Genomic DNA, 23,015 nt, shown 5'->3' on the forward strand with positions numbered 1-23,015 from the left:
AACAAGGAGGAATGGCCGGCATGACAGTCGTACCGGCACAGCAGTCCGGCGGTGGAGGCGGCAGCAGCGGCCTTTACGACGTGCTTGAACTTGTTCTGGACAGGGGGCTCGTCATCGACGCATTCGTGCGCGTGTCCCTGGTCGGCATCGAGATTCTCAAGATTGACGTCCGTGTCGTCGTGGCGAGCGTCGACACCTACCTCCGTTTCGCGGAGGCGTGCAACCGCCTCGACCTCGAGGCAGGCCCCCGCAAGAGCCCGGGCCTGCCCGAGATCGTCGGCGAGGTCACCGAGGGCGGTGCCCGCGGCAAGTCCAAGGGCGCTCTCTCCGGGGCCGCCGAGACCATCTCCGACGCCTTCAAGCAGTCGCGTGAGGGCGAGACCGAGTCGCGGCCGAGGGCCCGCAAGAGCACGTCCCGCCGGAAGGAGGAGCAGGAGTGAGCACGTACGTCTACGGCATCACGGCGGCCTCGCACCCGGCCCTGCCGGAGGGCATGGGCGGCGTCGGCGACCCGGCGCGCCCGGTGCGGGTGCTGACCCGGGGCGACCTCGCGGCCGTCGTCAGCGACGCGCCCGAGGGGCTGCGGCCCAAGCGCAGGGAACTGCTCGCCCACCAGAACGTGCTCAGCGAGATCGGCGCGGGCGGCTGCGTCCTGCCGATGCGGTTCGGCAGCGTCGCCCCGGACGACGAGTCCGTCACCGGCGTCCTCGCCGAGCGGGCCGACCACTACCTGGAGCGGCTGCGCGCCCTCGACGGCCGCGTCGAGTACAACGTCAAGGCCAATCACGTGGAAGAGGCCGTCCTGCACCACGTCATGGCGTCGAACCCGGAGATCCGCGCTCTCGCGGAGGCCAACCGGCAGTCCGGGGGCGGCAGTTACGACGACAAGATCCGCCTCGGCGAGATGGTCGCCGAAGCGGTCAAGGCCCGGGAGTCCGAGGACGGCGCGGCGCTGCAGAACGCGCTGCGGGGCATCGCCGACGCGGAGAGCGTGGGACCCGAGTCCACGGGCTGGCTCGCCAACGTCTCGTACCTGGTGAAGCGCGAGACGGCGGAGGAGTTCCTGGCCGCGGTGGAGCAGGCCCGCAAGGACATGCCCCACCTGGAGATACGTCTGAACGGCCCGCTGCCGCCGTACAGCTTCGTCGAGCCCGGCCCCGCCGAGTCGGCGGGCACGACGGCCGGCGCGGCGGACACCGGAGCGGGGTGACGACATGGGCCTGATCTCGGAGGTGCTGCTGCTGCCGCTCGCCCCGGCGCGCGGCGGCGCCTGGGCCATCCGGCAGGTCCTGCAGGAAGCGGAACGCATCTACTACGACCCCGCGACCATCCGTGCCGAGCTGGCCCGGCTGGAGGAGCTGCTGGAGGCCGGGGAGATCACCGAGGAGGAGTTCGACGAGCAGGAGGACGCACTCCTCGACCGGCTGGAGATCGCGACGCGCACGGGCGCGGGTACTGGGGACGGGACGGCACACCAATGAATCGAACGGGAATGGGCCTCGCCATCGGGGCCGGATATCTGCTCGGACGGACCAAGAAGCTGAAAATGGCGCTGGCCGTCGGCGGTCTGGTGGCGGGCAAGAAGCTCAACCTCAGCCCGCGGGCGGTCGCCGACCTGGTGTCGCAGCAGCTCCGCGACAACCCGCAGTTCAAGGAGCTGGGCGACCAGCTCCGCGGTGAGCTGCGCGGCGTCGGCAAGGCGGCCTCCGGCGCGCTGGTCGAACGGCAGATCAGCTCGCTCGCCGACCGGCTGCACGGCCGTACCGCCGAGGTGCGCGGCCGACTGGACGGGAAGGGCTCCGAGGACCGGGACGAGGAGGACGAGGACACCGGCGGCTCGCGGGACCGCGACGCCGAGGACGCCGAAGCCGCCGACGACACGGACGGCGCCGAGGACACCGACGGCGGGGACGACGAGCCGGACGCCGGACGGAAGGCGCGCAAGGCGACCGGCAAGGCTCCGGCTCGCAAGGCCACCGCGAAGAAGGCGGCGCCGGCGAAGAAGGCCGCCGCGAAGAAGACGGCTGCGAAGAAGACGGCCGCGAAGAAGAGCGCGTCCGCCTCCCGCGGCGGCACCCGTTCCCGCAGCTCGAAGGGAGGCGGTGAGTGATGGCCGAGACCCTGGGACGGGCCGCGTCCGCCGCACGCGACGGCGCGGACGGCGCCACGAAGAACCCCCTCTCCGACCTGGCCCACAGCGAGGCCGCGGACCGGCTCAAGAGCGAGCTGCAGGACTACCTCGCGGCCCAGGCCACCCGGCTGCTGACCGGCGTCGGCCAGAAGCTGGGCGAGACCACCAACAAGCTCAACGACATCGCCGAGGGCAACAGCCCGGGCTTCGCCAAGCTCGCCGCCGACGGCGGCCGCAAGCTCGCCGAGGGCAAGGGCCCCCTGCGCACCGCCGTGGAACTCGGCGCCACGCGCGCCAAGGACAACGTCAAGGGCGCCCTGAAGAACCTCGGCGGCGGCAAGGGCAAGCGCAAGAAGTCGTCCGGCAACAAGCCGACCGTCATCATCGAGCACATCGACGTCGGGGTGCCGCTGCGCACGGCGTACGACCAGTGGACGCAGTACCAGGACTTCAGCACCTTCGCCAAGGGCGTGAAGAGCGCCGGCAAGACCGACGACACCACGTCGGACTGGCAGGCGAAGATCTGGTGGTCCAGCCGCAGCTGGAAGGCGACGACCAACGAGCAGGTCCCCGACGACCGCATCGCGTGGTCCACGGAGGGCGCCAAGGGCACGATGAAGGGCGTCGTCTCCTTCCACCGGATCGCCGACAACCTGACCCGGGTGCTGCTGGTCCTCGAGTACTACCCTTCGGGCCTCTTCGAGAAGACCGGCAACATCTGGCGCGCCCAGGGCCGCCGCGCCCGGCTCGACCTGAAGAACTTCGCCCGCTTCATCACGCTCAAGGGCGAGGCCGAGAACAGCTGGCGCGGCGAGATCCGCGACGGCGAGGTGGTCCGCAGCCACGAGGACGCCCTGGCCGAGGAGGAGGAACAGGCCGAGCAGGAGGACTCCGGGGCCTCCGGGGCCGAGGACCAGGACGACACCGCATCCGAGGACGAGCACGACGAGGATCACGGGGACGACGGGGGCGACGCCGCTCCCGAGGACGCGTACGACGAGGACGACGCCGGCCCCGAGGACGCGTACGACGAGGACGACGAGGACGAGGCCGCCGAAGACGCCGCTCCCGAGGACGCGTACGACGAGGCCGACGGCACCGAGCCCGACGACCCGTACGAGGACGAGGACGAGGAAGCCGCCGCCGACGAGGACGAGGACGAGGAGGGCGTGCCCCCGGAGGAGGAGTACGAGGACGACGACGAGGAGTACGAGGACGAGGAGTACGAGGACGACGAGCCGGCCGACGAGGCCGGTGACGAGGAGCCCGAGGGCCGGAGCCGTCGATGACCACTCCCAGCCGGCTCCCCGACACGTACGGCCAGGGCAGCAGCGCCAACCTCGCCGACATCCTGGAAAGGGTGCTGGACAAGGGCGTGGTGATCGCGGGCGACATCCGCATCAACCTGCTGGACATCGAGCTGCTCACCATCAAGCTGCGTCTCGTCGTCGCCTCCGTGGACAAGGCCAAGGAGATGGGGATCGACTGGTGGGAGTCCGACCCGGCACTGTCCTCACGCGCCCGGCGCGACGAACTGGCGCGTGAGAACGCCGAGTTGCGCGAGCGTCTGGCCCGGCTGGAGGAGCTGGAGCCGCGCCGCGCGGAGGAGGAGGCCCCGTGACCGGACTGCGCTACGTCTACGCGGTCTGCCGTCCCTTCGGCACACCGCTCCAGGCCCAGCTGACCGGGGTGGCCGGCGACCCGCCCCGGCTGGTGCCGCACCGCGACCTGGTGGCCGTGGTCAGTCATGTGCCCGAGGAGGACTTCGCCGAGGAGCCGCTGCGCGCTCACCTGGAGGACCTCGACTGGCTGACCGCGGTCGCGCGGGCCCACCAGGGGGTGATCGACGCGCTCACCACCGTCACCACCCCGCTGCCGCTGCGGCTCGGGACCGTGTTCCGCGACGACAGCGGCCTCCGGTCGATGATCGAGGCGCGTGAGGAGCACTTCCTGCGCCGGCTGGACCGGCTGGAGGGCCGTGTCGAGTGGGGCGTCAAGGTGTTCCTGGAGTCCGAGCGCGAGCCGGAGCCGGCCCCCGCGCAGCCCGCGCCGAGGCCCGCGGCCATGTCCGGCCGGGACTACCTGCGCCGGCGCCGGCAGCAGACGCGGTCACGGGAGGAGCTGTGGCAGCGGGCGGAGGCCTTCGCGACCCGGCTGCACGAGACCCTGGCCGCGGTCGCCGAGGACTCCCGGCTGCACGCGCCGCAGAACCCCGCCCTGTCCGGCGCCCGCGGCCGCAACGTCCTGAACGCCGCCTACCTGGTGCCGCGCGGTGATTCGGAGGCGTTCGTGGAGCAGGTGGACCGGACGAAGGACGACGCCCCGGGGCTGCGAGTGGAGCTCACCGGACCGTGGGCAGCCTACTCGTTCGCCGGTGAGGAGACCGCCGGTGAGGAGACCGCCGGTGAGAAGGCCGCCGGGGAGGGGACCGCGTGACCGTCGTCGAACGGCGTGAGATCGCCCTGGTCGACCTGCTCGACCGGCTGCTGGCCGGCGGCGTGGTGATCACGGGTGACATCACGCTGCGGATCGCGGACGTCGACCTGGTCCGCATCGACCTCAACGCGCTGATCAGCTCGGTGAACCAGCAGGTCCCCTCGCCCTTCGAGGAGCCGCTGTGACCGACGACCCGCGTGACCGCGCGCCCGAGGCGCCGGACCCCGTCACGGCGGACCCGCGTGACCGCGCGCCCGAGGCGCCGGACCCCGTCACGGTGACGGACGCCGACGTCTTCGAGGGGCGGTCGCCCCTGGACCCCGCGGCGTCCTTCGACGCGCGCCCGGAGTCGGCGGCCGCCCGTCCCGCCGGACCGCGCGCCGGCCGGCCCCGCCGCCGCCTCGACCTGGAGCCGGACACGGTCGAGCGCGACCTGGTGAAGCTGGTGCTGACCGTCGTGGAACTGCTGCGCCAGCTCATGGAGCGCCAGGCGGTGCGCCGCTTCGACGAGGGGGATCTGACCGAGGAACAGGAGGAGCGCGTCGGACTGACCCTCATGCTGCTCGAGGACCGGATGGCCGAGCTGCGCAACCGCTACGGACTGCGCCCCGAGGACCTCAACCTCGACCTCGGGCCGCTCGGTCCGCTGCTGCCCCGGGACTGAGTCCCGGGGCAGTCCCGCGCGTCGGCTCAGGCGTCCTCGCGGCAGAGGATCTCGCCGTGCGGCACGGCGAACCAGCCGTCCTCCCGGGCGCCCCACTCCCGCCACGCGGCGGCCACCGCCTCCAGCCGCTCGCGGGTGGCGTGCCCGCCGTCCACGGCCCGTTCCGCGTACGCGGACGCCACCGTGCGGTCCGCCCACAGCCCGCTCCACCAGGCGCGTTCCTCCCTCGTCGAGAACGTCCAGGTGCTCGAGGTCGCGGTGACGTCGGTGAACCCCGCGGCCAGGGCCCATGCCTTCAGCCGCCGGCCCGCGTCCGGCTCGCCCCCGTTGGCCCGCGCCACCCGCCGGTACAGGTCCAGCCAGTCGTCCAGGCCGGGGGCCGCCGGATACCAGGTCATCGCCGCGTAGTCCGCGTCCCGGACGGCGACGTACCCGCCCGGCCTCGTCACCCGCCGCATCTCGCGCAGCGCGGCCACCGGGTCGCCCACGTGCTGGAGCACCTGGTGGGCGTGCACCACGCAGAAGCTGTCGTCGGGGAAGTCCAGCGCGTGCACGTCGCCCGTCACGAAGCCGACGTTCGTCAGCCCTCGCCCGTCCGCCACCGCGCGCGCCCGCTCCAGGACGCCGGGCTCCCGGTCGAGGCCCGTGACGTGCCCGTCGGGCACCCGCGCGGCCAGGTCGGCCGTGATGGTGCCGGGCCCGCACCCGACGTCCAGGATCCGCAGGGAGGGCCGCAGCGCCCCGAGGAGGTACGCGGCCGAGTTCTCCGCGGTGCGCCAGGTGTGCGACCGCAGCACCGACTCGTGGTGTCCGTGCGTGTAGACGGCGGTCTCCCGTGCGTGCGGCATGGCGGGCCACCCCTTTCCCTCGTCCGTCGTGAGGACGCCACCCTACGCGCGACGACCGCATGATGAGACCTGAGTTTCACAAAGTGAGACGCGCGAAGGGGGCGGGCTGGGAAAACCCGTTGCCGGTCACTCCCGGCACCCGCAGAATCGCGCCCATGGGACACCTCGAAGCCGCGCACCTGGAGTACTGCCTCCCCGACGGGAGGGCGCTGCTCGGCGACGTCTCCTTCCGGGTGGGGGAGGGCGCGGTCGTGGCCCTCGTGGGTCCCAACGGAGCGGGCAAGACCACCCTGCTGCGCCTGCTGTCCGGGGAGCTGAAACCGCACGGCGGGACCGTCACCGTGAGCGGCGGCCTCGGGGTGATGCGGCAGTTCGTCGGCTCGGTCCGGGACGAGACGACCGTGCGCGACCTGCTGGTGTCCGTCGCGCCGCCCCGCATCCGCGAGGCCGCCCGCGCCGTCGACGCCGCCGAACACGCGATCATGACGGTCGACGACGAGGCCGCCCAGATGCGCTACGCGCAGGCTCTCGCCGACTGGGCCGAGGCCCAGGGCTACGAGGCCGAGACGCTGTGGGACATCTGCACCACGGCCGCGATGGGCGTCCCCTACGAGAAGGCCCAGTGGCGGCAGGTGAACACGCTGTCCGGGGGCGAGCAGAAACGGCTGGTGCTGGAGGCGCTGCTGCGCGGCCCCGACGAGGTGCTGCTGCTCGACGAGCCCGACAACTACCTGGACGTGCCCGGCAAGCGCTGGCTGGAGGAGCGCCTCGCGGAGACCCGCAAGACGGTCCTCTTCGTCTCCCACGACCGGGAGCTCCTCGCCCGCGCCGCCGAGAAGATCGTCTCCCTCGAACCGGGCCCCGCCGGCGCCGACGCCTGGGTGCACGGCGGCGGCTTCGCCACCTTCCACGAGGCCCGGCGCGAGCGCTTCGCCCGCTTCGAGGAGCTGCGCCGCCGCTGGGACGAGAAGCACGCCCAGCTGAAGAAGCTGGTGCTGACGCTGCGCCAGGCGGCCGGCGTCAGCGACGACATGGCCTCCCGCTACCGCGCCGCCCAGACCCGGCTGCGCAGGTTCGAGGAGGCGGGACCCCCGCCGGAGCCGCCGCGCGAGCAGAACATCCGGATGCGCCTGAAGGGCGGCCGCACCGGCGTCCGCGCCTTCACCTGCGAGCAGCTCGAACTGACCGGCCTGATGAAGCCGTTCGACCTGGAGGTCTTCTACGGCGAGCGGGTCGCGGTGCTCGGCTCCAACGGCTCCGGCAAGTCGCACTTCCTGCGCCTGCTCGCGGGCGAGGACGTCGCGCACACCGGTGCCTGGCGGACCGGGGCGCGCGTGGTGCCCGGTCACTTCGCGCAGACCCACGCCCACCCCGAACTGGTCGGCCGCACCCTGCTGGACATCCTGTGGACCGAGCACGCCCAGGACCGGGGCGCCGCCATGTCCCGGCTGCGCCGCTACGAGCTGACCCAGCAGGCGGAGCGGACCTTCGACCGGCTCTCCGGCGGGCAGCAGGCCCGCTTCCAGATCCTGCTGCTGGAGCTCCAGGGCGTCACGGCCCTGTTGCTGGACGAGCCCACCGACAACCTGGACCTGGAATCGGCGGAAGCCCTCCAGGAGGGCCTGGAGGGCTTCGAGGGCACCGTCCTCGCCGTCACGCACGACCGCTGGTTCGCCCGCTCCTTCGACCGCTTCCTGGTCTTCGGCAGCGACGGCAGGGTCCGCGAGACCCCGGAGCCGGTCTGGGACGAGCGGCGGGTGGAACGCGCGCGCTGACCGCCGGCGGGCGGCTCGCTACCAGCGCAGCAGCGCGCCCAGCCCGCCCACCGGCGCGTCGTCCCCGGCGTCCGGGGCGGCGGTCACCGACAGCGCGGACGCGTCCGTCGCCACCGCCGACCGGATCAGCGCGTCGTCCGCGCGGGCCGCCCAGGAGTTCTGCTCGCCGAGGATCTTCAGATCGGTGCGCCGCACCGCCAGCTGGTCCGGGTCCTCGCCGATCCACACCTCCCGGTGCGCGTCGGGGCCGTCCGGCCGGATCAGCAGCTCCTCGATCCGGTGCTCCCGGGCCGCCTCGACCAGGGCCGGCACACCCTCCACGGCGCCCGCCCGGCCCTCGTCGTCGCGGCCGCGCGCGGCGAGGAACCGCTCCAGCTCGGCCGCGGCACGGTCCCGCACGTGCTCGGCGCGGAGCCGCTCCACGTCCTCGTCCAGCAGCCGGCTCCCGGCGCCGTGCGACGCCTCCACCACCAGGCCGTGCAGCCGCTGCGGCAGGCGTTCGCGCACCGCCCGCCGTTCACGGTCGTCGCCGACCAGGATCACCAGGTCGGCGCCGGTCTCCTCCTGGCAGACGGCCAGCGCGTCCGCCACCTCCGCCGCGTTGTGCTCCCAGGTGTTCTCCACCCGCAGCTGGAAGTGGCGCACCGACCAGTCGCCGGTGCTGGTCCGGTGCAGCGGATGCTGCCGCCCGGTCACCGAACCGGCGTCCTCCCGGCCCAGCGCGCTGCGCAGCTCGAACTCGGCGCCCGCGCGGTCGACGTACGCGACCACGCACACCGGGTCCCCGCCCGCCAGCTCCAGCAGCGGCGCGACCCGGGGCAGCGGCGCCCACTCGGCGCCGTCCCGCCGCGGCGGCCGGGCCAGCGGCGGATCCAGCACCACCTCGCCGTCCCGGGCGAACAGGGCGCGGCCGTGCGGTTCACCGGAGTGCCGCAGCTCCTCCAGCGCGTGCCGCACCGCCGTGCAGGTCGCCTCGTCGGCGCCCTGGCCGGCCAGCTCGCGCGCCATCGCCTCCGCGGTCAGCTGCCGTTCGTGCGCGGTGCTCTCCGTGCGCCGGGAGGTGTCGACGTAGACGGAGGCCCAGGGGCCGGGACGTTCGTAGAGCGGAGCGAGGAATGCGAGATCCATGGTTCCCTCCCGGTTGCCGTTCGGGGGTGGTGCCTGTGCCGTCGGGCGGGTACCCGGGGCGCATGAACGCACACGAGGAGCGGGACACCACGATGACCGGAGTCGACCCGAACCGCCTGGACGACCAGCAGCTCATGAAGGAACTGGAGACCATTCACCGCACGCGCCACGACACGCTGCTGTACGGCTCCGACGACGCGCTGCGGACCCACAACGAGCGCATGGCGCAGCTGGAGGGCGAGTACCTGCGACGCAACCCGCGCCGCCCCGTCGCGCCGGGCCGCACCCGCGAGGGCGCTCGTGAGCGGACCGCCGGGGACTCCGCCACGCCGACCGCCCCGGGCACCTGAGACGAGGACGGGAGCCCCGCTCGTGCGGGGCTCCCGTCCAGTGCCCGTGCCCGTGCTCGCGCGGCGCCTTCTAGGAGGCGCGCTCCGCCGCGAACACCTCCAGGAAGGTCTCGCAGAACGCCTTGAGGTCGTCCGGCTTGCGGCTGGTGACCAGCTTGTTCGGCCCGTGGTCGCAGACCTTGACCTGCTCGTCGACCCAGGTGGCGCCCGCGTTGCCGAGGTCCGTCCGCAGACTCGGCCAGCTCGTGAGCACCCGGCCGCGGACGACGTCCGCCTCGACCAGGGTCCACGGCGCGTGGCAGATCGCGGCCACCGGCCGGCCCTGCTCGAAGAAGTCCCGGACGAACGCGACGGCCTTGTCGTCCATCCGCAGGAAGTCCGGGTTGGCGACCCCGCCGGGCAGCACCAGCCCGTCGAAGGAGTCCGCCGAGGCGTCGCCGACGACCTCCTGCACGGGGAAGGTGTCCGCCTTGTCGAGATGGTTGAACGCCTGGATCTCCCCGGACTCGGTCGACACCAGGACGGGCTCGTGACCCGCCTGCTCGGCCGCCTTCCAGGGCTCGGTCAGCTCCACCTGCTCGACGCCCTCGGGTGCGGTCAGAAATGCGATGCGCATGATGGCGCCACGTCCTTTCGTCCGTTCTTCGTTCTGTCGGCCGTACGCGGTCTCCGTCGCGCCGGCCGGTGTTCGCCGGGCCGACCGGTCTTCGTCACGCCGGCCGGTTCTTCGTCACGTCGGCCGGTCAGCGGGTGCCGTCGGGTTCCGCGCGGCTGATGTCGGCCAGCGCCGACCCGGGGTCCTCCGCCTCGGCGAGGTCGCCGAGGGTCACCAGTCCGACGGGCAGTCCGTCCTCCACCACGGGGATGCGGCGTACCGCGTGCTCCCGCATCAGGGCGACGGCCGACGTCACCGTGTCGTCCGGGGCGAGCGTCAGCGGGTCCGGCGTGCACACCGACCCCACGCTCACCCCGTACGGGTCCCGGCCCTCGGCCACCGCACGCACGGTGATGTCCCGGTCGGTGACCACCCCCACGACGCGCTGTCCGTCCGCCACCACCACGTCGCCGATGTCCTGGCCGCGCATCAGCCGCGCGGCCTCGACGACCGAGGCGTCCGGGCGGACCGCGACCACGCCGGGGGTCATCACGTCCTTCACGAACTCGGCCATGACCGGCCGGCCTCCCTTCCGGTCACGCCGTCTCCGTCTCCCGGACCCGGGTCAGCGCCTCGGCCAGCTCCTGGACGGTGGCGTAGCGGTCCTTGCGGGGCAGCCGCTCCAGCGCGTCGACGAGCGCGTCGGGCGCGTGCCGCCGGTCCAGGGCGCGCATGAGTTCACGGGGACCCGCGGGGAAGTCCCCGCGGGTCAGGATCCGGGCCAGCTCCAGTCGCACCGACTCCAGCGACGACGGGTCCCGGCCCGGCGTCACGGGTCCGCGCGCGACCGCGGGGTCGTCGTCGGCGTACGGCTCCGGGTCGTGCCACTCCTCGGTGCGGGTGGGGTGTCCGGACCGCAGCAGGCCCTGCAGTTCGTGCTTCATCTCGTCGTCGCGGTGGACGCTGAGCCGGTCGTTGCCTCGCTGCATGTCTCCCTCCAGGTCCTTCGGGGGTGCGCACCGCGTACCCGAGGAGCGCGGGCCGACACCGCGATCCGGGCGGCGGTTCGGGCGGCGGTTCGGGCGGCGGTTCGGGCGGCGGTTCGGGCGGCGGTTCGGGCCGGATCCGGGGGCGGGCCCGGACCGCCGGGGTTTGGCGCCGGCGGCGGGGGTGACCCGGACGGCACGCCCCCCACGCGGCTCCCGGAAGGACCGGCCATGGCGGTGCTCGCCCTGCTCGTCCCGTTCCTCATGCTCGGCGTGCTCCTGACGCTGGGCCGCTACGAGGACTACGTCCTGCCACCCCGGGACGCGGATCCGGAACCACGTGACACGCCCGTGGGAGGTTTGCGCGGCTGATACGGGGGCACGCGCACACGAAGTGCTTCGGACAGGAGGCACGTCCGTGGTGGCGGCGACAACCGCCCGGACGCGCCTGTCCCGGCGGGTGCGTCCGCCACGGAGACCGTCCGTCCCCGAGCACCTCCGAGGGAGTTGGCGACGCACCATGCCCAGCCGAACCGGCGCCAAGACGCACCCCCACCACGACGCCCCCGACACCGTGGCGGCCTTCCGCAGACTCGCCGCCCTGCCCGACGGACCCGAGCGCGACGCGCTGCGGGACGAGATCGTGGAGGCCTGGCTCCCCATGGCCGACCGCCTCGCCGGACGGTTCCGCAGCCGCGGCGAGAGCTACGACGACCTGCGCCAGGTGGCGGCCCTGGGCCTGGTCAAGGCCGTCGACCGGTACGACCCGGAGCTCGGCAACGCCTTCGAGAGCTACGCCGTGCCGACCGTCACCGGCGAGATCAAGCGGCACTTCCGCGACCACATGTGGACCCTGCACGTCCCGCGCCGCGTCCAGGAACTGCGCAACCGCGTCCGGCACGCCGCCCAGGACCTCTCCCAGACCGTCCAGGGCCGCAGCCCCACCGTGGCCGAGATCGCCGCGTGCGCGGGACTGAGCGAGGACGAGGTGCGCACCGGGCAGGCGGCGGCGGAGAGCTTCAGCGCCCTGTCCCTGGACGCCGAGATGCCCGGCAGCGACGACGGCTACTCGCTGGGCGACGCCCTGGGCGGCCCCGACCCGGCGCTGGACACCGTGGTCGACCGGCAGGCGGTGAAGGACCGGCTGGCCGAGCTGCCGGAGCGCGAGCGGGCGATCCTCTACATGCGCTTCTTCGACGACATGACGCAGAACAGCATCGCGCAGGAACTGGGCCTGTCCCAGATGCACGTCTCCCGGCTGATCAGCCGGAGCTGTGGCCGGGTGCGGGAACAGGTCATGGGCGACACCGACGAGGAGTGAGCACCGCGAGGGGCCGGCATCGGGAGGGACCGGCGCCGGGAGGGACCGGCGCCGGGAGGGGCCGGCACCGCGAGGACTGACCGCCCTTCACCCGCACGGGCGCGTCCGGTCCCGCGAATGGTGCCCGGCCGCGCGCGGGGCCGGGGCGGGCGGGCTGTGATGGCACCGGGGCGACCGCCGCGCCCCAGCCGTCGCCGAAGGAGCCCGCACCATGCGCCGCACCGCCCGTGTCCTGTCCGTCGCCGCCGTCGCCGGCACCGTCCTCGGCGCGCTCGCACCGGCCGCGTCCGCCGTGACGGTCCCCGGCAGCGCGGGCGCCTGGGCGTCCCCCTCCCCGTGCGCGTCCCCGGCCGGAGGACACGGATGGCAGGGGCACGCGTCCAGGAGCGCGGCGCCGAGCCCCGCGGGACCGGGCGCGCACGAGGCCGGGGAGTCCGAGGCGGAGACGCTGGTGGAGGAGTTCACCGAGGCGGACCTCTACGGCGCGGAGCCCCTGGACGCCTCCGAGGGCCTCACCTTTGGGGAGGCCGGGGAGGCCGGGGAGGCCGGAGAAGCCGGAGAGGCCGGAGAAGCCGGGGAAACGGACCCGCTCGCGCCCGAGCCGGCCGAGGAGCCGTCCGCAGCCCTCGACCCGGCCGCGTCCGGCGACACCGCCTGGGAGGAGCTGATCCCCGACGCCGACGCCGAGGAGCGCGCCGGGACCCAGGGCGCGGAAGGCGCACCCGGCACGGCGGTGGCCCCCGGAGCCGCGAACCCCGACGGCACGGACGCCGACGCCACGGACTCGTACAGCGCAGACCCCCGCATCGCCGATCCGTACGCCGCGGACACCGGGGCCATGGACCACAAGGCCCCGCCCCGCACGGCCGTGGACCCGGAGGCCACCGGCCCCGGGGCGGACCCGCTCCGGACCGCCCCGCCCAAGCCCACGACCTCGCCCACCGCCTCCCACCAGCCGACCCCCGGCCACCCCACCCACAAGCCGACGACGACGCCCTGCCCGTCGCCGACCGCGCACCAGGGCGTCCAGGCGGGCGGGGGCGGCGCGTTCACCGACTCCGTGCCCGCCCAGGTCGCGGGCGGTCTGCTGATCGCGGGCGCGTTCGGCGCCGCCGCGCACCGCCTGCACCGCAGGCGCACCGGCCGGGCGCGTGCCTGACGTGTCCGCCGGACGGCGTACGGCTGTGCGACGGCGCACCCGATCCGGCACCGCGCTCATGACGGGCCGGTCACGGGGTACTGACTTCGCCGAGGGCGGCACGGACGGACGCCGGGAGACGGCGCCGGGGCACCGGTAACTGCGCGGAGGTGGCGATGCGGCGGACGGATCCGGAAGGACACGGCCCGGTCCGCTTCGGGCCGCCGCTCCCCGAGGACGGGCTGCCGGTGCTGCCCGAGCTGGCCGGGGTGCTGGCGGCGGCCGCCTCCCGGGGCGGCCCCGAACCGGTCGGCGGCGGCCCCGCGCTCATCGACGCGGCCTGCGGCTACGGGGAGCGGCGCGGACTGCCCGCCCGCCCGGACCGCACGGCCCTCGCCCCGGGCGCGCCCGCCCTGCTGACCGCCCTGACCGCCGCCATCGACGGCGACGTCCTGGTGCCGCGGCCGTGCACCGCCTGGTGGGCGCCGTACGCGCGGCTGCTCGGCCGGCCCGTCTTCCATGTGCCGGCCCCCGCCGAGAGCGGCGGGGTCCCCGACCCGTACGCGCTGCTGGAGACCGTGCGCCGGATGCGCGCCGAGGGCCGCGACCCGCGCCTGCTGGTGCTGTCCGTGGCCGACGACCCCACCGCGACCGTCGCCCCGCCCGACCTGCTGCACGAGACGCTGCAGGCCGCGGCCGGGGAGGGGCTGCACCTGATCAGCGACGAGACCTGGCGCGACACGCTGCACGACCCGCGCGGCACGGTGCTGCTCAGCCCCGCCGAGATGCTGCCCGACCACGTCACCGTCGTCACCGACCTGGCCGGCTCCCTGCTCCCGCCCGGCTGGCCCGCCGCGATCGCCCGTTTCCCGGCCGGCCAGGAGGGCGGCGCGCTGCACGCGCGCGTCCTCGACGTGCTCACCGCCCTCGACGCGTGCGTGGCGACGCCCGTCGCGGCGGCCGCCGGGTACGCGCTGGCCGAGCCCGAGCCGGTCACCGCCCGCGTCGCCGCGTCCGTACGGGCGCACGCGCGCGTGGCCGCCGCCGCGCACCGCGCCGTCGTCGCCGCGGGCGCGGTGGCCCGGCCCCCGCAGTGCGGCCGGCACCTCTACGTGGACCTCACCCCCCTGGCGCCGGCGCTCGCCGCGCGCGGCGTCGGCGACACCCAGGAACTGGAGGACTTCCTCACCGGCCGGTCGGGCATGCCCGCGGCGGGCGGCCACCGGTTCGGCGACGACCTCGAGACACCGCGCGTGCGGCTGTGCACCGCGCCCCTGCTGGGGGCCACGCCCGAGGAGCGCGCGGAGTGCCTGGACGCGGACGAACCGGCGGAACTGCCCTGGGTGCGACGCGCGTTGCACCGGGTGACAGCCATCTTCGACGACCTCCGTGACGACGCTCGGCGATGGGAGTCCTCTCGATGACGCAGTGGCACGAGTCGACCGGCACGACGACCACGGCACCGGACGCCGGCCCCCCGGCCCCCTCCCGCGACGACCGCCCCCACCCCCCGCTCGCCGAACCGCGCCCGCTCGCCGAGCGCCGGGTGTGGCCCCGCACCTTCCACGACCGGCTGACCGCCCCGCTGCCCGGCCTCAAGGCGTTCGCCCGCTTCGCCCGCGAGGGCGCGGTGCGGCCCGGCCCCGAGGGCCTCGCCGACATCCCCCGCCTCCCGTACGCCCCCGGCCCGGTGCCCGACGTGGACGCCCGCACGCTCGCCGTGACCTGGGCGGGCCACGCCAGCTGGGTGGTGCGGATCGGTGGGCTCACCGTGCTCACCGACCCGGTGTGGTCCCGCCGCATCCTCGGCACGCCCGCCCGCGTCACACCCGTCGGCGTGCCCTGGGAGGCGCTGCCCCGCGTCGACGCGGTCGTCATCAGCCACAACCACTACGACCACCTGGACGCCCCCACCCTGCGGCGGCTGCCGCGCGACACCCCGATGTTCGTGCCGGCGGGCCTGGGCCGCTGGTTCCACCGCCGCCGGTTCACCCGCGTCACCGAGCTGGACTGGTGGGAGGCGGCCGAACTGGACGGCGTCCGCTTCGACTTCGTGCCGGCCCACCACTGGTCCAAGCGCACCCTGACCGACACCTGCCGCTCGCTGTGGGGCGGCTGGGTGCTCACCGCGCCCGACGGCCACCGGGTGCACTTCGCCGGCGACACCGGCTACGGCCACTGGTTCTCCCGCATCGGCCGCCGCTACCCGGGCATCGACCTCACCCTGATGCCGATCGGAGCGTACGACCCGCGCTGGTGGCTGGCCGACGTGCACTGCGACCCGGAGGAGGCGGTGCGCGCCGCCCTGGACCTGGGGGCCCGGCACATGGCGCCCATGCACTGGGGCACCTTCGTGCTCTCCGCGGAACCGGTCCTGGAGCCGCTCGTCCGGGTCCGCGCCGCCTGGGAGGCGGCCGGGCTGCCCCGGGACCGGCTGTGGGACCTGCCGGTCGGCGGGTCGCGGGTGCTCGGGTGACCGGCGGCGTCAGCCGGCGGGCGTGCGGCGCGCCCGCCGCCACAGGGCCGGGGCCACGCTGATCAGCACGGTCAGCACGATCGCCGCGAGCACGCCCTCCCAGGGCTCGGCGAACAGCGAGCCGCCGAGGACGCCGATGAGCTGGTAGGTCGCCGCCCAGGCCAGGCAGGCCGGCAGGTTGCCGCGGACGAAACGCCGCAGCGGCCACTTCGCGACCAGGCAGGCCAGCATCACCGGCAGCCGCCCGGCCGGCACCAGCCGGGACAGCACCAGCACCGACACGCCGTGGTCGGCGAGCTTCTCCTGGGCCTGCGCCAGCCGCTCCTCGGGGGCCCGGTCCCGGATCGCCTCCAGCCAGCGCGACCCGTTCCTCGACGTCATCCCGCGCCGCCCCAGCCAGTACAGCGCCACGTCGCCGAGGAAGGCGGCCAGTGCCGCCGTCACGAACACCAGCGCCATCGAGAACGGCGCGGTCCGGTGGAAGGCGACCACGGCCGCCGAACTGACCAGCGCGCCCGTCGGCACCACCGGCACCAGCGCCCCGATGAGCACCAGCAGGAACAGCGACGGGTACCCGATCGCCTGCTGGGTGGACTCGGGCGCCACGGCCGCCGGCGGTATCAGACCGCCGGCCGCCTGCACGAGGGCGGCGGAGGAGGTCACCGCGCGGCCCCCAGGCGCACGCTCTCCCCGTGCCCGAGCCGGTGCACCACCGCCTCCGGCGCGTGCCGCCCCGCCAGCCGCTCGAACTCGTGCCCCGGCGCATGGAACTCGTGGGGGCGCACGGCGTCCATCCCGATCGGCCAGTACGTGCCGTAGTGCACCGGCACCGCGTGCGCCGCGCCCAGCAGCGCCAGCGCCTCGGCCGCGCGCCCCGCGTCCAGGTGCCCCTCGCCCAGGTACGGCCCCCAGCCGCCCACCGGCAGCAGCGCCGTGTCCACCGGGCCGGTCTCCTTGGCCATGTCCTCGAACAGGCCGGTGTCCCCGGCGAAGTAGGTGCGCGCCTCACCCTCGACCACGTAGCCGAGGGCGGGCGCGCGGCGCCTCCCCACGGGCAGCCGCCGCCCGTCGTGCAGCGCGGGCACGGCCCGCACCGCCAGCGGTCCGACGGACGTCACGTCACCGGGCGCCATCTCGGTGACGTCGAGCGCGGTGAGCCTGCGCAGCCCCGGCACCGCCCGGAGCGCCCCCGAGGGCACCAGCAGCCGGGCGCCCGGGGCGAGCCGGGCCAGCGACGGCAGGTGCAGGTGGTCGTGGTGCAGATGGGACACCAGCACCACGTCCGCGCGCAGCGCCTCCGGCGGCGGCACCGCGCCGCGCCTGCGCCGCAGATGCGCCAGCCGGCGTGCGAACAGGGGGTCGGTGAGGACGCGCGTGTGCGAGTCCTCCAGCGTGCAGGTGGCGTGCCCCCACCACGTGACCTCCACCGCCACCTCTTCGCCTCCTTCGCGCGACTCCCCGAAGCCTACGCGCAGGAGTAGGGTCGTCGGCGAAAACCCGAGGTGAGCCCGAGGTGAGCCCGAGGTGAGGAGGGACGCCGTGGCGCCGGTGCGGGGGACGGCCGTCGCGAGCCCGACGCCGCCGGAGGAGCTGGACGCCGAGCCGTTCCCGGTGGACTCCCGCGGCCGGCACGCGGTGCGCGCGCGCCGGGCCGCCGAGCACGGGTACGTGGTGGTCCGCGAACTGCCGGTGCGCGGCCTGTGCCCCGGCCACGCGCTGCTCCGGGACGGGGTGCGGCCCGGCGCCGGCCTGTTCGTGGCGCCCGGCCCGCGGGTGCCGGAGCGGGCGCTGTCCTCCGTGGCCGGGTTCACCGCGGAGTGCGCGCGGCGCGGGGTGCGGGTGGAGACGGCGGGCCGCGCGGAGCCGTCGTACGACGCGGCGACGAAGGCCCGGGTGCACCGCGGGCTCTCCCTGCCGGCCGCCGGCCACGACGGCCGCTGAGAGGCCACGACGGGGGCCTGGCGGGCGGGCCGAGAGGCGCGGCAGGCGCCGGAGCAGGGGACGAAACACCTCATCGGGACGTTGTGACAGGGTGGGGGCGGGCCAGAGACGGGAACGTGAGGTGTGCGCGGCGTGGGCGGCGGGCGAGGGCGACGGGTCGCCAGTCAGATCGGACGGAGTGTCACCGTGTGGGCGGTCTCCACGCTCACCATGCTGGCGCTCGCGGGCATCCTGCCGGACTTCCGGCTGCGGTCGGCCGACGGCAGCAGCGCCACCGACATCGCGGTCACCGCCGCGCTCGGCGCGGGCGCCTTCGGCCTGCTGTCCGCGCTGGTCTGGCCGCTGCTGGTGCGGCTGCTGCTGCTCGTGCCCGCGCTCGTCCTCGGCCTGCTGGTGTTCTTCCTCAACGGCGCCCTGCTGTGGGTGGCGCTGCGCGTCAACCCGGTCGAGCGCGGCTCGGCGGCCCCCGAGACGGCGGTGGTGGTCGCCGCCGTGATGTCCGCGGTCGCCTCCGCCACCGGAGGCGCCCTCGCCGTCCGCGACGACGACGCCTACCGACGGCGGCTGTACCGGCTCGCGGACCGCAGACGGCGCTCCGACCCGCCCTGCCCGACCACCCCGGGCACCGTGTTCCTCCAGCTCGACGGTGTGGGCCACGACGTCCTGCTGTCCGCCGTCGACAAGGGCCTGATGCCCACCGTCGCCCGCTGGCTGGGCGCCGACGGCGACCGGCCCACCCACCGCCTCACCCCGTGGCGCACCGACTGGTCCAGCCAGACCGGCGCCAGCCAGCTCGGCATCCTGCACGGCAGCAACTTCGACGTCCCCGCCTTCCGCTGGTACGAGAAGGCCCGCCGCGAGGTGATGGTCTGCAACCGCCCCACCAGCGCCGCCGAGCTGCAGGCCCGTGCGATCGAGCACTCCGGCCACGCGGGACTGCTCGCCCACGGCGGCGCCAGCCGGGGCAACCTGTTCAGCGGCGGCGCCGACGAGCAGGCGCTGGTGCTGTCCATCGCCGGCCGCCGCAGGGGCCCGGCCGCCCGCTCCCGCGCGGGCTACTTCGCCTACTTCTCCGACCCCGCCAACGCCGTGCGCACCGCCCTGTCCTTCGTCGCCGAGGTGGGCCGGGAGATCGGACAGTCCGTGCGGTCCCGGACGCGCGGACAGCGCCCGCGCGTCTCCCGCGGCGGGCTGTACCCCCTGGTGCGCGCCTTCGCCACCGTCGTCGAGCGGGACGTCGTGGTCGCCGCCGTGACGGGCGACCTGCTGGCCGGCCGCAACGCCGTCTACGCCGACCTGGTCGCCTACGACGAGGTCGCCCACCACTCCGGGCCGACGAGCCGGGACACCGAACAGGTGCTGCGGCGCCTCGACCGCGCCCTCGCGCTGATCGAGAACGTCGCCGAGCACGCCCCCCGCCCGTACCGGATCGTCGTGCTGTCCGACCACGGGCAGAGCCCCGGCGAGACGTTCCGCTCCCGGTACGGCCTGACCCTCGGCGACCTGGTGAGGGCCGGCTGCGGGCTGCCCGTGCCGCGCCGCGCCCGGCGCACCCACAGCGGCGCCGAGGCCCGCGCGGCGGTCCGCGCCGCGCTGCGCCGGCCCGTCGAGGAGGGCGCCGAGCACTACCGTCCCTCCCGCGGCTCGGAACCGGTCGTGCTCGCCTCCGGCAACCTGGGCCTGGTGTCCTTCCCGGACGTGCCGCACCGGATGACCAAGGAGGAGATCGACGCCCGGCACCCCGCGCTGCTGCCGACCCTCGCCAACCACCCCGGCATCGGCTTCCTGCTGGTCCGCAGCGAACGCCACGGCGGGGTCGTGCTCGGCGCGTACGGCGCGGAGATCCCGCTGGACGAGCTCGACGAGAACCCGGGACCGCTCGCCCCGTTCGGGCCCGGCGCCGCCGACGTCGTGCGCCGCACCCACACCTTCCCGCACACCGCCGACATCATGGTCAACTCCTTCTACGACCCGGCGGACGGCGAGGTGCTCGCGTTCGAGGAGCAGATCGGCTCCCACGGCGGCCTCGGCGGCGCCCAGTCCCGCCCCTTCCTGCTGTCCCCGCTGGTCCTGTCCGCCCCGGCCCCCGGGGGCGCCGAGCCGGCCGGCGCCGAACAGGTCCACCACGTCCTGCGCCGCTGGCTCACCGAGTCCGCCGAGGCCGACGCCCGCCCCCTGCCGGACCGCCGCGAACGCGCGGCCTGACGGCCGCGACGGGGACGTCCGGGGCGGATATTCGCGTGACGGGCGTGCTTTCCGGCTGACACCCTCGACGGAGAGTCGTCCACCGTCCGCGTCACCGCGCCCGCCGAGGCGCGCGAAAGGGAGCACCTGCGTGCAGGCAGCCGTCGCCGTCACCCCCGCCCGTGTCCCGGAGCTGCTGCTCGGTCTGGCCACCGTGCGGCCGGTGTTCCTCTGGGGCGCGCCCGGCATCGGCAAGTCCTCCCTGGTGAGGGAGTTCGCCGAGAGCCTCGGGCTGGAGTGCGTGAGCCTGCTGGGCACCCAGCTCGCCCCCGAGGACCTGATCGGCGTGCCGCAGATCCGCGACGGCCGCTCGGTGTTCTGCCCGCCCGAGTCGATCGCCCGCGACGAGCCGTACTGCCTGTTCCTGGACGAGCTGAACGCGGCCACCCCGGACGTGCAGAAGGCGTTCTACTCGCTGATCCTGGACCGCCGCATCGGCGACTACGAGCTGCCCAAGGGCTCCGTCGTCATCGGCGCCGGCAACCGCTCCACGGACAACGCGCTCGCCCGCCCCCTCGCCTCCGCGCTGGTCAACCGCCTCACCCACGTCCACCTGGAGGCGTCCTCGACGGACTGGCTGGTGTGGGCGGCGGACAACGGCATCCACCCGTGGATCACCGACCACCTCACCGACCGTCCCGACCACCTGTGGTCCAAGCCGCCCAAGACCGAGGAGCCGTTCTCCACGCCCCGCTCCTGGCACATGCTCTCCGACGCGCTGCACTCCTTCGGCCGCGACCTCGACGAGGACACCCTGAAGGTCCTCGCCCACGGCACGCTCACCCCCGCGCACGCCACCGCCTTCTGCGGCTACGTCAAGATCGTGCGCAGCCGGTTCGGCATCGACGCCGTGCTCAAGGGCGACGCCCGCTGGCCGCACCGCCCGGAGGACCGTGACCTGCTCTATTACCTCGCCGAGTCCTTCCGCGGCCGGCTGCTGAAGGAACTGCCCGCGTCCAAGGAGCACATGTCGGCGGCCGGCCGGCAGACCGCGTACCGCGCCAAGGCGCTGCTGGTGCAGCTCGCCGAGATCTCCGTCGAGGTCGCCCAGACCGTCATCGCCCCCGACGCGGACGGCAACCCGGTGCTGCCGTCGTGGTTCCTCGTCGAGGCGGCCCGTGACATGCCCCGTCTCGTGGAGGCGCGCCGGTGAGCCGTACGCGCGGCAAGGGCCCGCAGGCCAAGGGCGGCAAGCAGCAGCGCAAGCGCGACCTCGCGGCGCAGGCGTTCACCGCGGGGCTGCGGATCATGCGGGCCAACCCGGCGCTGGCCGCCGTGGAGGCCGACGTCTGCCGCCGCGAGGACTGCGAGCTGTCGCCCCGCGAGGGCCTGGTGCGCGTCGACTCGGACGCCGTGCTGCACGTCCACCCCGACCGGACGGCCGACCCGCAGACCTGGGCGTGGGCGCTGGCGCACGCCGTCCTGCACCTCGGCTTCGGGCACGTCCCGGCCGCCGCGGGCGACCGCACCCAGCCGGACGCCTGCGAGCTGGCCGCCCGCTGCGCCGTCGTCAACCGCTTCCTGCTCGGCTCGCCCGTCGGCCGGGCGCCCGAGGAACTGCCCGCCGCCTACCCCGACGGCGACGAGGAGCGCCTCGCCACGGCCTGGCGGCGCACCGGCGTCCCGGAGGCCTACCGGCGCTGCGGCACCGCGGGCGCCGAGGCCGACCTGCACCTGACCACCTGGGACAGGTGGTACGGGCAGCCGCCGGACCACCAGCTCGCGTTCGCCTCCGCCCTCACCCGCACCGTCGCCGCCGCGATGGACGTCGCGGGCGGCCGCCGCGACAGCCTGGACGGCGTCCCGGCCCCGCGCCGTCCCTGGCAGAAGGCGCTGAGCTGGTTCGTCTCCTCCTACCCGCTGCTCGGCGGCATCGCCTCCGGCATGACCCTGGTCGCCGACGCCGAACTGGCCCGCGCCCACCAGATCTCCGTCGCCGCCGTCAACGCCGAGGCGGGCGAGATCTACGTCAACCCGCTGCGCGTCCTGGAGGACGAGGAGTGGCGGTTCGTGCTGGCGCACGAGATGCTGCACGCCGCCCTGCGCCACGGCGACCGCTGCGGCCCCCGCGACCCGTTCCTCTTCAACGTCGCCTGCGACTTCGTCGTCAACGGCTGGCTGGTGGAGATGCGGATCGGCACGCTCCCCGAGGGCCTGCTGTACGACAAGGACCTCGCCGGCCTGTCCGCCGAGGAGGTCTACGACCGCATCGCGGGCGACCGCCGCGCCCGCCGCCTGCCCACCCCGCGCGGCAAGGGGCTCGGCGACGTCCTCGGCAGCCCGCTCGGACCGCCCCGCGACTGCGCCGACCTCGACGGCTTCTACCGCCGCGGCCTCGCCCAGGGCCTGGACCTGCACGACTGCCAGGAGCGCGGTCTGCTCCCGGCGGGCCTGGTCGAGGAGATCCGCGCCCTCAGCCATCCGCCGCTGCCCTGGGACGCCCGGCTCGCCCGCTGGTTCGACGAGTTCGTGCCCCGTCCCGAGCCCCTGCGGTCGTTCGCGCGGCCCTCCCGGCGTCAGGCGTCCACCCCGGACATCCCGCGCGCCGGCCGCCGGTACCCGCCCGAGGAGGTCGCCCGCTGCACCTTCGGCGTGGTCCTCGACACCTCCGGCTCCATGGACCGGACCCTGCTCGGCAAGGCGCTCGGCGCCATCGCCTCCTACGCGGAGTCCCGAGACGTGCCCGCCGCGCGCGTGGTGTTCTGCGACGCGGCGCCGCACGACGCGGGGTACCTGCCGGTCACCGAGATCGCCGGGAGGGTGCGGGTCCGCGGCCGGGGCGGCACCGTCCTCCAGCCGGGTGTCGACCTGCTGGAGCGCGCCGACGACTTCCCGCCCGGCGCGCCCGTGCTGGTCGTCACCGACGGCTGGTGCGACGTGGTGCGGGTGCGGCGCGAGCACGCCTACCTGATCCCGCGGGGCGCGACCCTGCCCTTCACCCCGAGGGGGCCCGTCTTCCGGGTGAGTTGAGCCGTGATGTGA

At 75.0% G+C, this 23,015-nt stretch carries 27 protein-coding genes; 20 read left to right on the plus strand and 7 right to left on the minus strand.

Annotation, left to right across the window (positions count from 1 at the left end; translation table 11 throughout):
• The first annotated feature begins 20 nt into the window (after positions 1 to 20).
• The 9 genes from ACWH4W_RS17305 (at position 21) to ACWH4W_RS17345 (ending at position 5,231) form a co-directional block, all read left to right on the plus strand.
• The gene (locus ACWH4W_RS17305; RefSeq protein ID WP_106411541.1) at positions 21 to 440 is read left to right on the plus strand and encodes a gas vesicle structural protein GvpA; all 420 of its coding nucleotides are present in this window, start codon (positions 21 to 23) and stop codon (positions 438 to 440) included.
• Positions 437 to 1,210, plus strand: coding sequence for a GvpL/GvpF family gas vesicle protein (locus ACWH4W_RS17310; RefSeq protein WP_473076622.1), 774 nt, complete (start codon positions 437 to 439; stop codon positions 1,208 to 1,210). The genes ACWH4W_RS17305 and ACWH4W_RS17310 overlap by 4 nt, the downstream gene beginning before the upstream one ends.
• A gap of 4 nt (positions 1,211 to 1,214) precedes the next feature.
• Positions 1,215 to 1,481 (plus strand): gas vesicle protein GvpG, encoded by a 267-nt coding sequence (locus tag ACWH4W_RS17315; protein ID WP_106411539.1) that lies wholly within the window; start codon positions 1,215 to 1,217, stop codon positions 1,479 to 1,481.
• Positions 1,478 to 2,110: a DNA primase gene (locus ACWH4W_RS17320; protein ID WP_473076623.1), complete on the plus strand. Its 633-nt coding sequence runs from the start codon at positions 1,478 to 1,480 to the stop codon at positions 2,108 to 2,110. Before ACWH4W_RS17315 ends, ACWH4W_RS17320 begins: the two co-directional genes overlap by 4 nt.
• Positions 2,110 to 3,420, plus strand: a complete 1,311-nt coding sequence (locus ACWH4W_RS17325) for an SRPBCC family protein (protein WP_473076624.1) — start codon at positions 2,110 to 2,112, stop codon at positions 3,418 to 3,420. Before ACWH4W_RS17320 ends, ACWH4W_RS17325 begins: the two co-directional genes overlap by 1 nt.
• Positions 3,417 to 3,752, plus strand: a complete 336-nt coding sequence (locus ACWH4W_RS17330) for a gas vesicle protein (RefSeq protein WP_106411536.1) — start codon at positions 3,417 to 3,419, stop codon at positions 3,750 to 3,752. Before ACWH4W_RS17325 ends, ACWH4W_RS17330 begins: the two co-directional genes overlap by 4 nt.
• Positions 3,749 to 4,567, plus strand: a complete 819-nt coding sequence (locus ACWH4W_RS17335; protein ID WP_473076625.1) for a GvpL/GvpF family gas vesicle protein — start codon at positions 3,749 to 3,751, stop codon at positions 4,565 to 4,567. Before ACWH4W_RS17330 ends, ACWH4W_RS17335 begins: the two co-directional genes overlap by 4 nt.
• Entirely contained in the window at positions 4,564 to 4,752 is a 189-nt protein-coding gene (locus ACWH4W_RS17340) for a gas vesicle protein (protein WP_106411534.1), read from the plus strand. Before ACWH4W_RS17335 ends, ACWH4W_RS17340 begins: the two co-directional genes overlap by 4 nt.
• Positions 4,753 to 4,973: 221 nt before the next feature.
• The gene (locus tag ACWH4W_RS17345) at positions 4,974 to 5,231 is read left to right on the plus strand and encodes a gas vesicle protein K (protein ID WP_026243351.1); all 258 of its coding nucleotides are present in this window, start codon (positions 4,974 to 4,976) and stop codon (positions 5,229 to 5,231) included.
• A gap of 26 nt (positions 5,232 to 5,257) precedes the next feature.
• Here ACWH4W_RS17345 and ACWH4W_RS17350 read toward each other — a convergent pair whose 3' ends face one another.
• Entirely contained in the window at positions 5,258 to 6,079 is an 822-nt protein-coding gene (locus ACWH4W_RS17350) for a methyltransferase domain-containing protein (RefSeq protein WP_473076626.1), read from the minus strand.
• Positions 6,080 to 6,234: 155 nt separating this feature from the next.
• On the opposite strand from ACWH4W_RS17350, the gene ACWH4W_RS17355 reads away from it, so the two are divergent.
• Complete coding sequence (locus ACWH4W_RS17355) at positions 6,235 to 7,854, plus strand: ABC-F family ATP-binding cassette domain-containing protein (protein WP_473076627.1); 1,620 nt, start codon at positions 6,235 to 6,237, stop codon at positions 7,852 to 7,854.
• Between the two features lie 18 nt (positions 7,855 to 7,872).
• On the opposite strand, the gene ACWH4W_RS17360 is transcribed toward ACWH4W_RS17355, so the two are convergent.
• A complete protein-coding gene (locus ACWH4W_RS17360) occupies positions 7,873 to 8,982 on the minus strand; it encodes a baeRF2 domain-containing protein (protein WP_473076628.1) in 1,110 nt (369 codons plus the stop codon).
• A 62-nt stretch (positions 8,983 to 9,044) separates the two neighbouring features.
• On the opposite strand from ACWH4W_RS17360, the gene ACWH4W_RS17365 reads away from it, so the two are divergent.
• Positions 9,045 to 9,332 (plus strand): DUF6158 family protein, encoded by a 288-nt coding sequence (locus ACWH4W_RS17365; protein WP_473076629.1) that lies wholly within the window; start codon positions 9,045 to 9,047, stop codon positions 9,330 to 9,332.
• Between the two features lie 70 nt (positions 9,333 to 9,402).
• Here the strand turns inward: ACWH4W_RS17365 and ACWH4W_RS17370 are convergent, their stop codons facing one another.
• From ACWH4W_RS17370 to ACWH4W_RS17380, 3 genes are all read right to left on the minus strand, one after another.
• Complete coding sequence (locus ACWH4W_RS17370; RefSeq protein ID WP_473076630.1) at positions 9,403 to 9,948, minus strand: type 1 glutamine amidotransferase domain-containing protein; 546 nt, start codon at positions 9,946 to 9,948, stop codon at positions 9,403 to 9,405.
• A gap of 127 nt (positions 9,949 to 10,075) precedes the next feature.
• Positions 10,076 to 10,501 (minus strand): CBS domain-containing protein, encoded by a 426-nt coding sequence (locus ACWH4W_RS17375; protein ID WP_473076631.1) that lies wholly within the window; start codon positions 10,499 to 10,501, stop codon positions 10,076 to 10,078.
• Positions 10,502 to 10,523: 22 nt separating this feature from the next.
• On the minus strand, positions 10,524 to 10,916 hold the full coding sequence (locus ACWH4W_RS17380) for a DUF2795 domain-containing protein (protein WP_473076632.1): 393 nt from the start codon (positions 10,914 to 10,916) through the stop codon (positions 10,524 to 10,526).
• 228 nt (positions 10,917 to 11,144) lie between these two features.
• Here ACWH4W_RS17380 and ACWH4W_RS17385 point away from each other — a divergent pair, with 228 nt between their 5' ends.
• The 5 genes from ACWH4W_RS17385 (at position 11,145) to ACWH4W_RS17405 (ending at position 15,848) form a co-directional block, all read left to right on the plus strand.
• On the plus strand, positions 11,145 to 11,285 hold the full coding sequence (locus ACWH4W_RS17385; protein ID WP_473076633.1) for a hypothetical protein: 141 nt from the start codon (positions 11,145 to 11,147) through the stop codon (positions 11,283 to 11,285).
• A 148-nt stretch (positions 11,286 to 11,433) separates the two neighbouring features.
• Positions 11,434 to 12,234 carry an RNA polymerase sigma factor SigF gene (locus ACWH4W_RS17390; RefSeq protein ID WP_473076634.1) on the plus strand — a complete coding sequence of 267 codons (801 nt, stop codon included), beginning with the start codon at positions 11,434 to 11,436 and terminating at the stop codon, positions 12,232 to 12,234.
• Positions 12,235 to 12,445: 211 nt separating this feature from the next.
• Entirely contained in the window at positions 12,446 to 13,393 is a 948-nt protein-coding gene (locus ACWH4W_RS17395; protein WP_473076635.1) for a hypothetical protein, read from the plus strand.
• Between the two features lie 155 nt (positions 13,394 to 13,548).
• Positions 13,549 to 14,796 (plus strand): aminotransferase class I/II-fold pyridoxal phosphate-dependent enzyme, encoded by a 1,248-nt coding sequence (locus ACWH4W_RS17400; protein WP_473076636.1) that lies wholly within the window; start codon positions 13,549 to 13,551, stop codon positions 14,794 to 14,796.
• Positions 14,793 to 15,848 carry an MBL fold metallo-hydrolase gene (locus tag ACWH4W_RS17405; protein WP_473076637.1) on the plus strand — a complete coding sequence of 352 codons (1,056 nt, stop codon included), beginning with the start codon at positions 14,793 to 14,795 and terminating at the stop codon, positions 15,846 to 15,848. Before ACWH4W_RS17400 ends, ACWH4W_RS17405 begins: the two co-directional genes overlap by 4 nt.
• A 9-nt stretch (positions 15,849 to 15,857) precedes the next feature.
• On the opposite strand, the gene ACWH4W_RS17410 is transcribed toward ACWH4W_RS17405, so the two are convergent.
• Entirely contained in the window at positions 15,858 to 16,490 is a 633-nt protein-coding gene (locus tag ACWH4W_RS17410) for a DedA family protein (RefSeq protein WP_473077528.1), read from the minus strand.
• 17 nt (positions 16,491 to 16,507) lie between these two features.
• Positions 16,508 to 17,281 (minus strand): MBL fold metallo-hydrolase, encoded by a 774-nt coding sequence (locus tag ACWH4W_RS17415; RefSeq protein WP_473076638.1) that lies wholly within the window; start codon positions 17,279 to 17,281, stop codon positions 16,508 to 16,510.
• Between the two features lie 106 nt (positions 17,282 to 17,387).
• Here ACWH4W_RS17415 and ACWH4W_RS17420 point away from each other — a divergent pair, with 106 nt between their 5' ends.
• The 4 genes from ACWH4W_RS17420 to ACWH4W_RS17435 all read left to right on the plus strand — a co-directional run bounded on the left by ACWH4W_RS17420 (position 17,388) and on the right by ACWH4W_RS17435 (position 23,003).
• A complete protein-coding gene (locus ACWH4W_RS17420) occupies positions 17,388 to 17,789 on the plus strand; it encodes a hypothetical protein (protein ID WP_473077529.1) in 402 nt (133 codons plus the stop codon).
• 123 nt (positions 17,790 to 17,912) lie between these two features.
• Positions 17,913 to 19,994 (plus strand): phage holin family protein, encoded by a 2,082-nt coding sequence (locus tag ACWH4W_RS17425; protein WP_473076639.1) that lies wholly within the window; start codon positions 17,913 to 17,915, stop codon positions 19,992 to 19,994.
• Between the two features lie 130 nt (positions 19,995 to 20,124).
• Positions 20,125 to 21,186, plus strand: coding sequence for an ATP-binding protein (locus ACWH4W_RS17430; RefSeq protein ID WP_473076640.1), 1,062 nt, complete (start codon positions 20,125 to 20,127; stop codon positions 21,184 to 21,186).
• Entirely contained in the window at positions 21,183 to 23,003 is a 1,821-nt protein-coding gene (locus ACWH4W_RS17435) for a vWA domain-containing protein (protein WP_473076641.1), read from the plus strand. The genes ACWH4W_RS17430 and ACWH4W_RS17435 overlap by 4 nt, the downstream gene beginning before the upstream one ends.
• Positions 23,004 to 23,015: the final 12 nt, after the last annotated feature.

The sequence above is a fragment of the Streptomyces sp. DSM 120436 genome, from assembly GCF_055778765.1.

Bases quoted from the DNA above. Each gene is read 5' to 3' on its own strand.
- ACWH4W_RS17360 (WP_473076628.1), bottom strand. From the start codon at position 8,982: ATGGATCTCGCATTCCTCGCTCCGCTCTACGAACGTCCCGGCCCCTGG.
- ACWH4W_RS17365 (WP_473076629.1), top strand. From the start codon at position 9,045: ATGAACGCACACGAGGAGCGGGACACCACGATGACCGGAGTCGACCCG.
- ACWH4W_RS17400 (WP_473076636.1), top strand. From the start codon at position 13,549: ATGCGGCGGACGGATCCGGAAGGACACGGCCCGGTCCGCTTCGGGCCG.
- ACWH4W_RS17385 (WP_473076633.1), top strand. From the start codon at position 11,145: ATGGCGGTGCTCGCCCTGCTCGTCCCGTTCCTCATGCTCGGCGTGCTC.
- ACWH4W_RS17350 (WP_473076626.1), bottom strand. From the start codon at position 6,079: ATGCCGCACGCACGGGAGACCGCCGTCTACACGCACGGACACCACGAG.
- ACWH4W_RS17305 (WP_106411541.1), top strand. From the start codon at position 21: ATGACAGTCGTACCGGCACAGCAGTCCGGCGGTGGAGGCGGCAGCAGC.
- ACWH4W_RS17325 (WP_473076624.1), top strand. From the start codon at position 2,110: ATGGCCGAGACCCTGGGACGGGCCGCGTCCGCCGCACGCGACGGCGCG.
- ACWH4W_RS17395 (WP_473076635.1), top strand. From the start codon at position 12,446: ATGCGCCGCACCGCCCGTGTCCTGTCCGTCGCCGCCGTCGCCGGCACC.
- ACWH4W_RS17320 (WP_473076623.1), top strand. From the start codon at position 1,478: ATGAATCGAACGGGAATGGGCCTCGCCATCGGGGCCGGATATCTGCTC.
- ACWH4W_RS17330 (WP_106411536.1), top strand. From the start codon at position 3,417: ATGACCACTCCCAGCCGGCTCCCCGACACGTACGGCCAGGGCAGCAGC.
- ACWH4W_RS17405 (WP_473076637.1), top strand. From the start codon at position 14,793: ATGACGCAGTGGCACGAGTCGACCGGCACGACGACCACGGCACCGGAC.
- ACWH4W_RS17370 (WP_473076630.1), bottom strand. From the start codon at position 9,948: ATGCGCATCGCATTTCTGACCGCACCCGAGGGCGTCGAGCAGGTGGAG.
- ACWH4W_RS17355 (WP_473076627.1), top strand. From the start codon at position 6,235: ATGGGACACCTCGAAGCCGCGCACCTGGAGTACTGCCTCCCCGACGGG.
- ACWH4W_RS17375 (WP_473076631.1), bottom strand. From the start codon at position 10,501: ATGGCCGAGTTCGTGAAGGACGTGATGACCCCCGGCGTGGTCGCGGTC.
- ACWH4W_RS17390 (WP_473076634.1), top strand. From the start codon at position 11,434: ATGCCCAGCCGAACCGGCGCCAAGACGCACCCCCACCACGACGCCCCC.
- ACWH4W_RS17380 (WP_473076632.1), bottom strand. From the start codon at position 10,916: ATGCAGCGAGGCAACGACCGGCTCAGCGTCCACCGCGACGACGAGATG.
- ACWH4W_RS17315 (WP_106411539.1), top strand. From the start codon at position 1,215: ATGGGCCTGATCTCGGAGGTGCTGCTGCTGCCGCTCGCCCCGGCGCGC.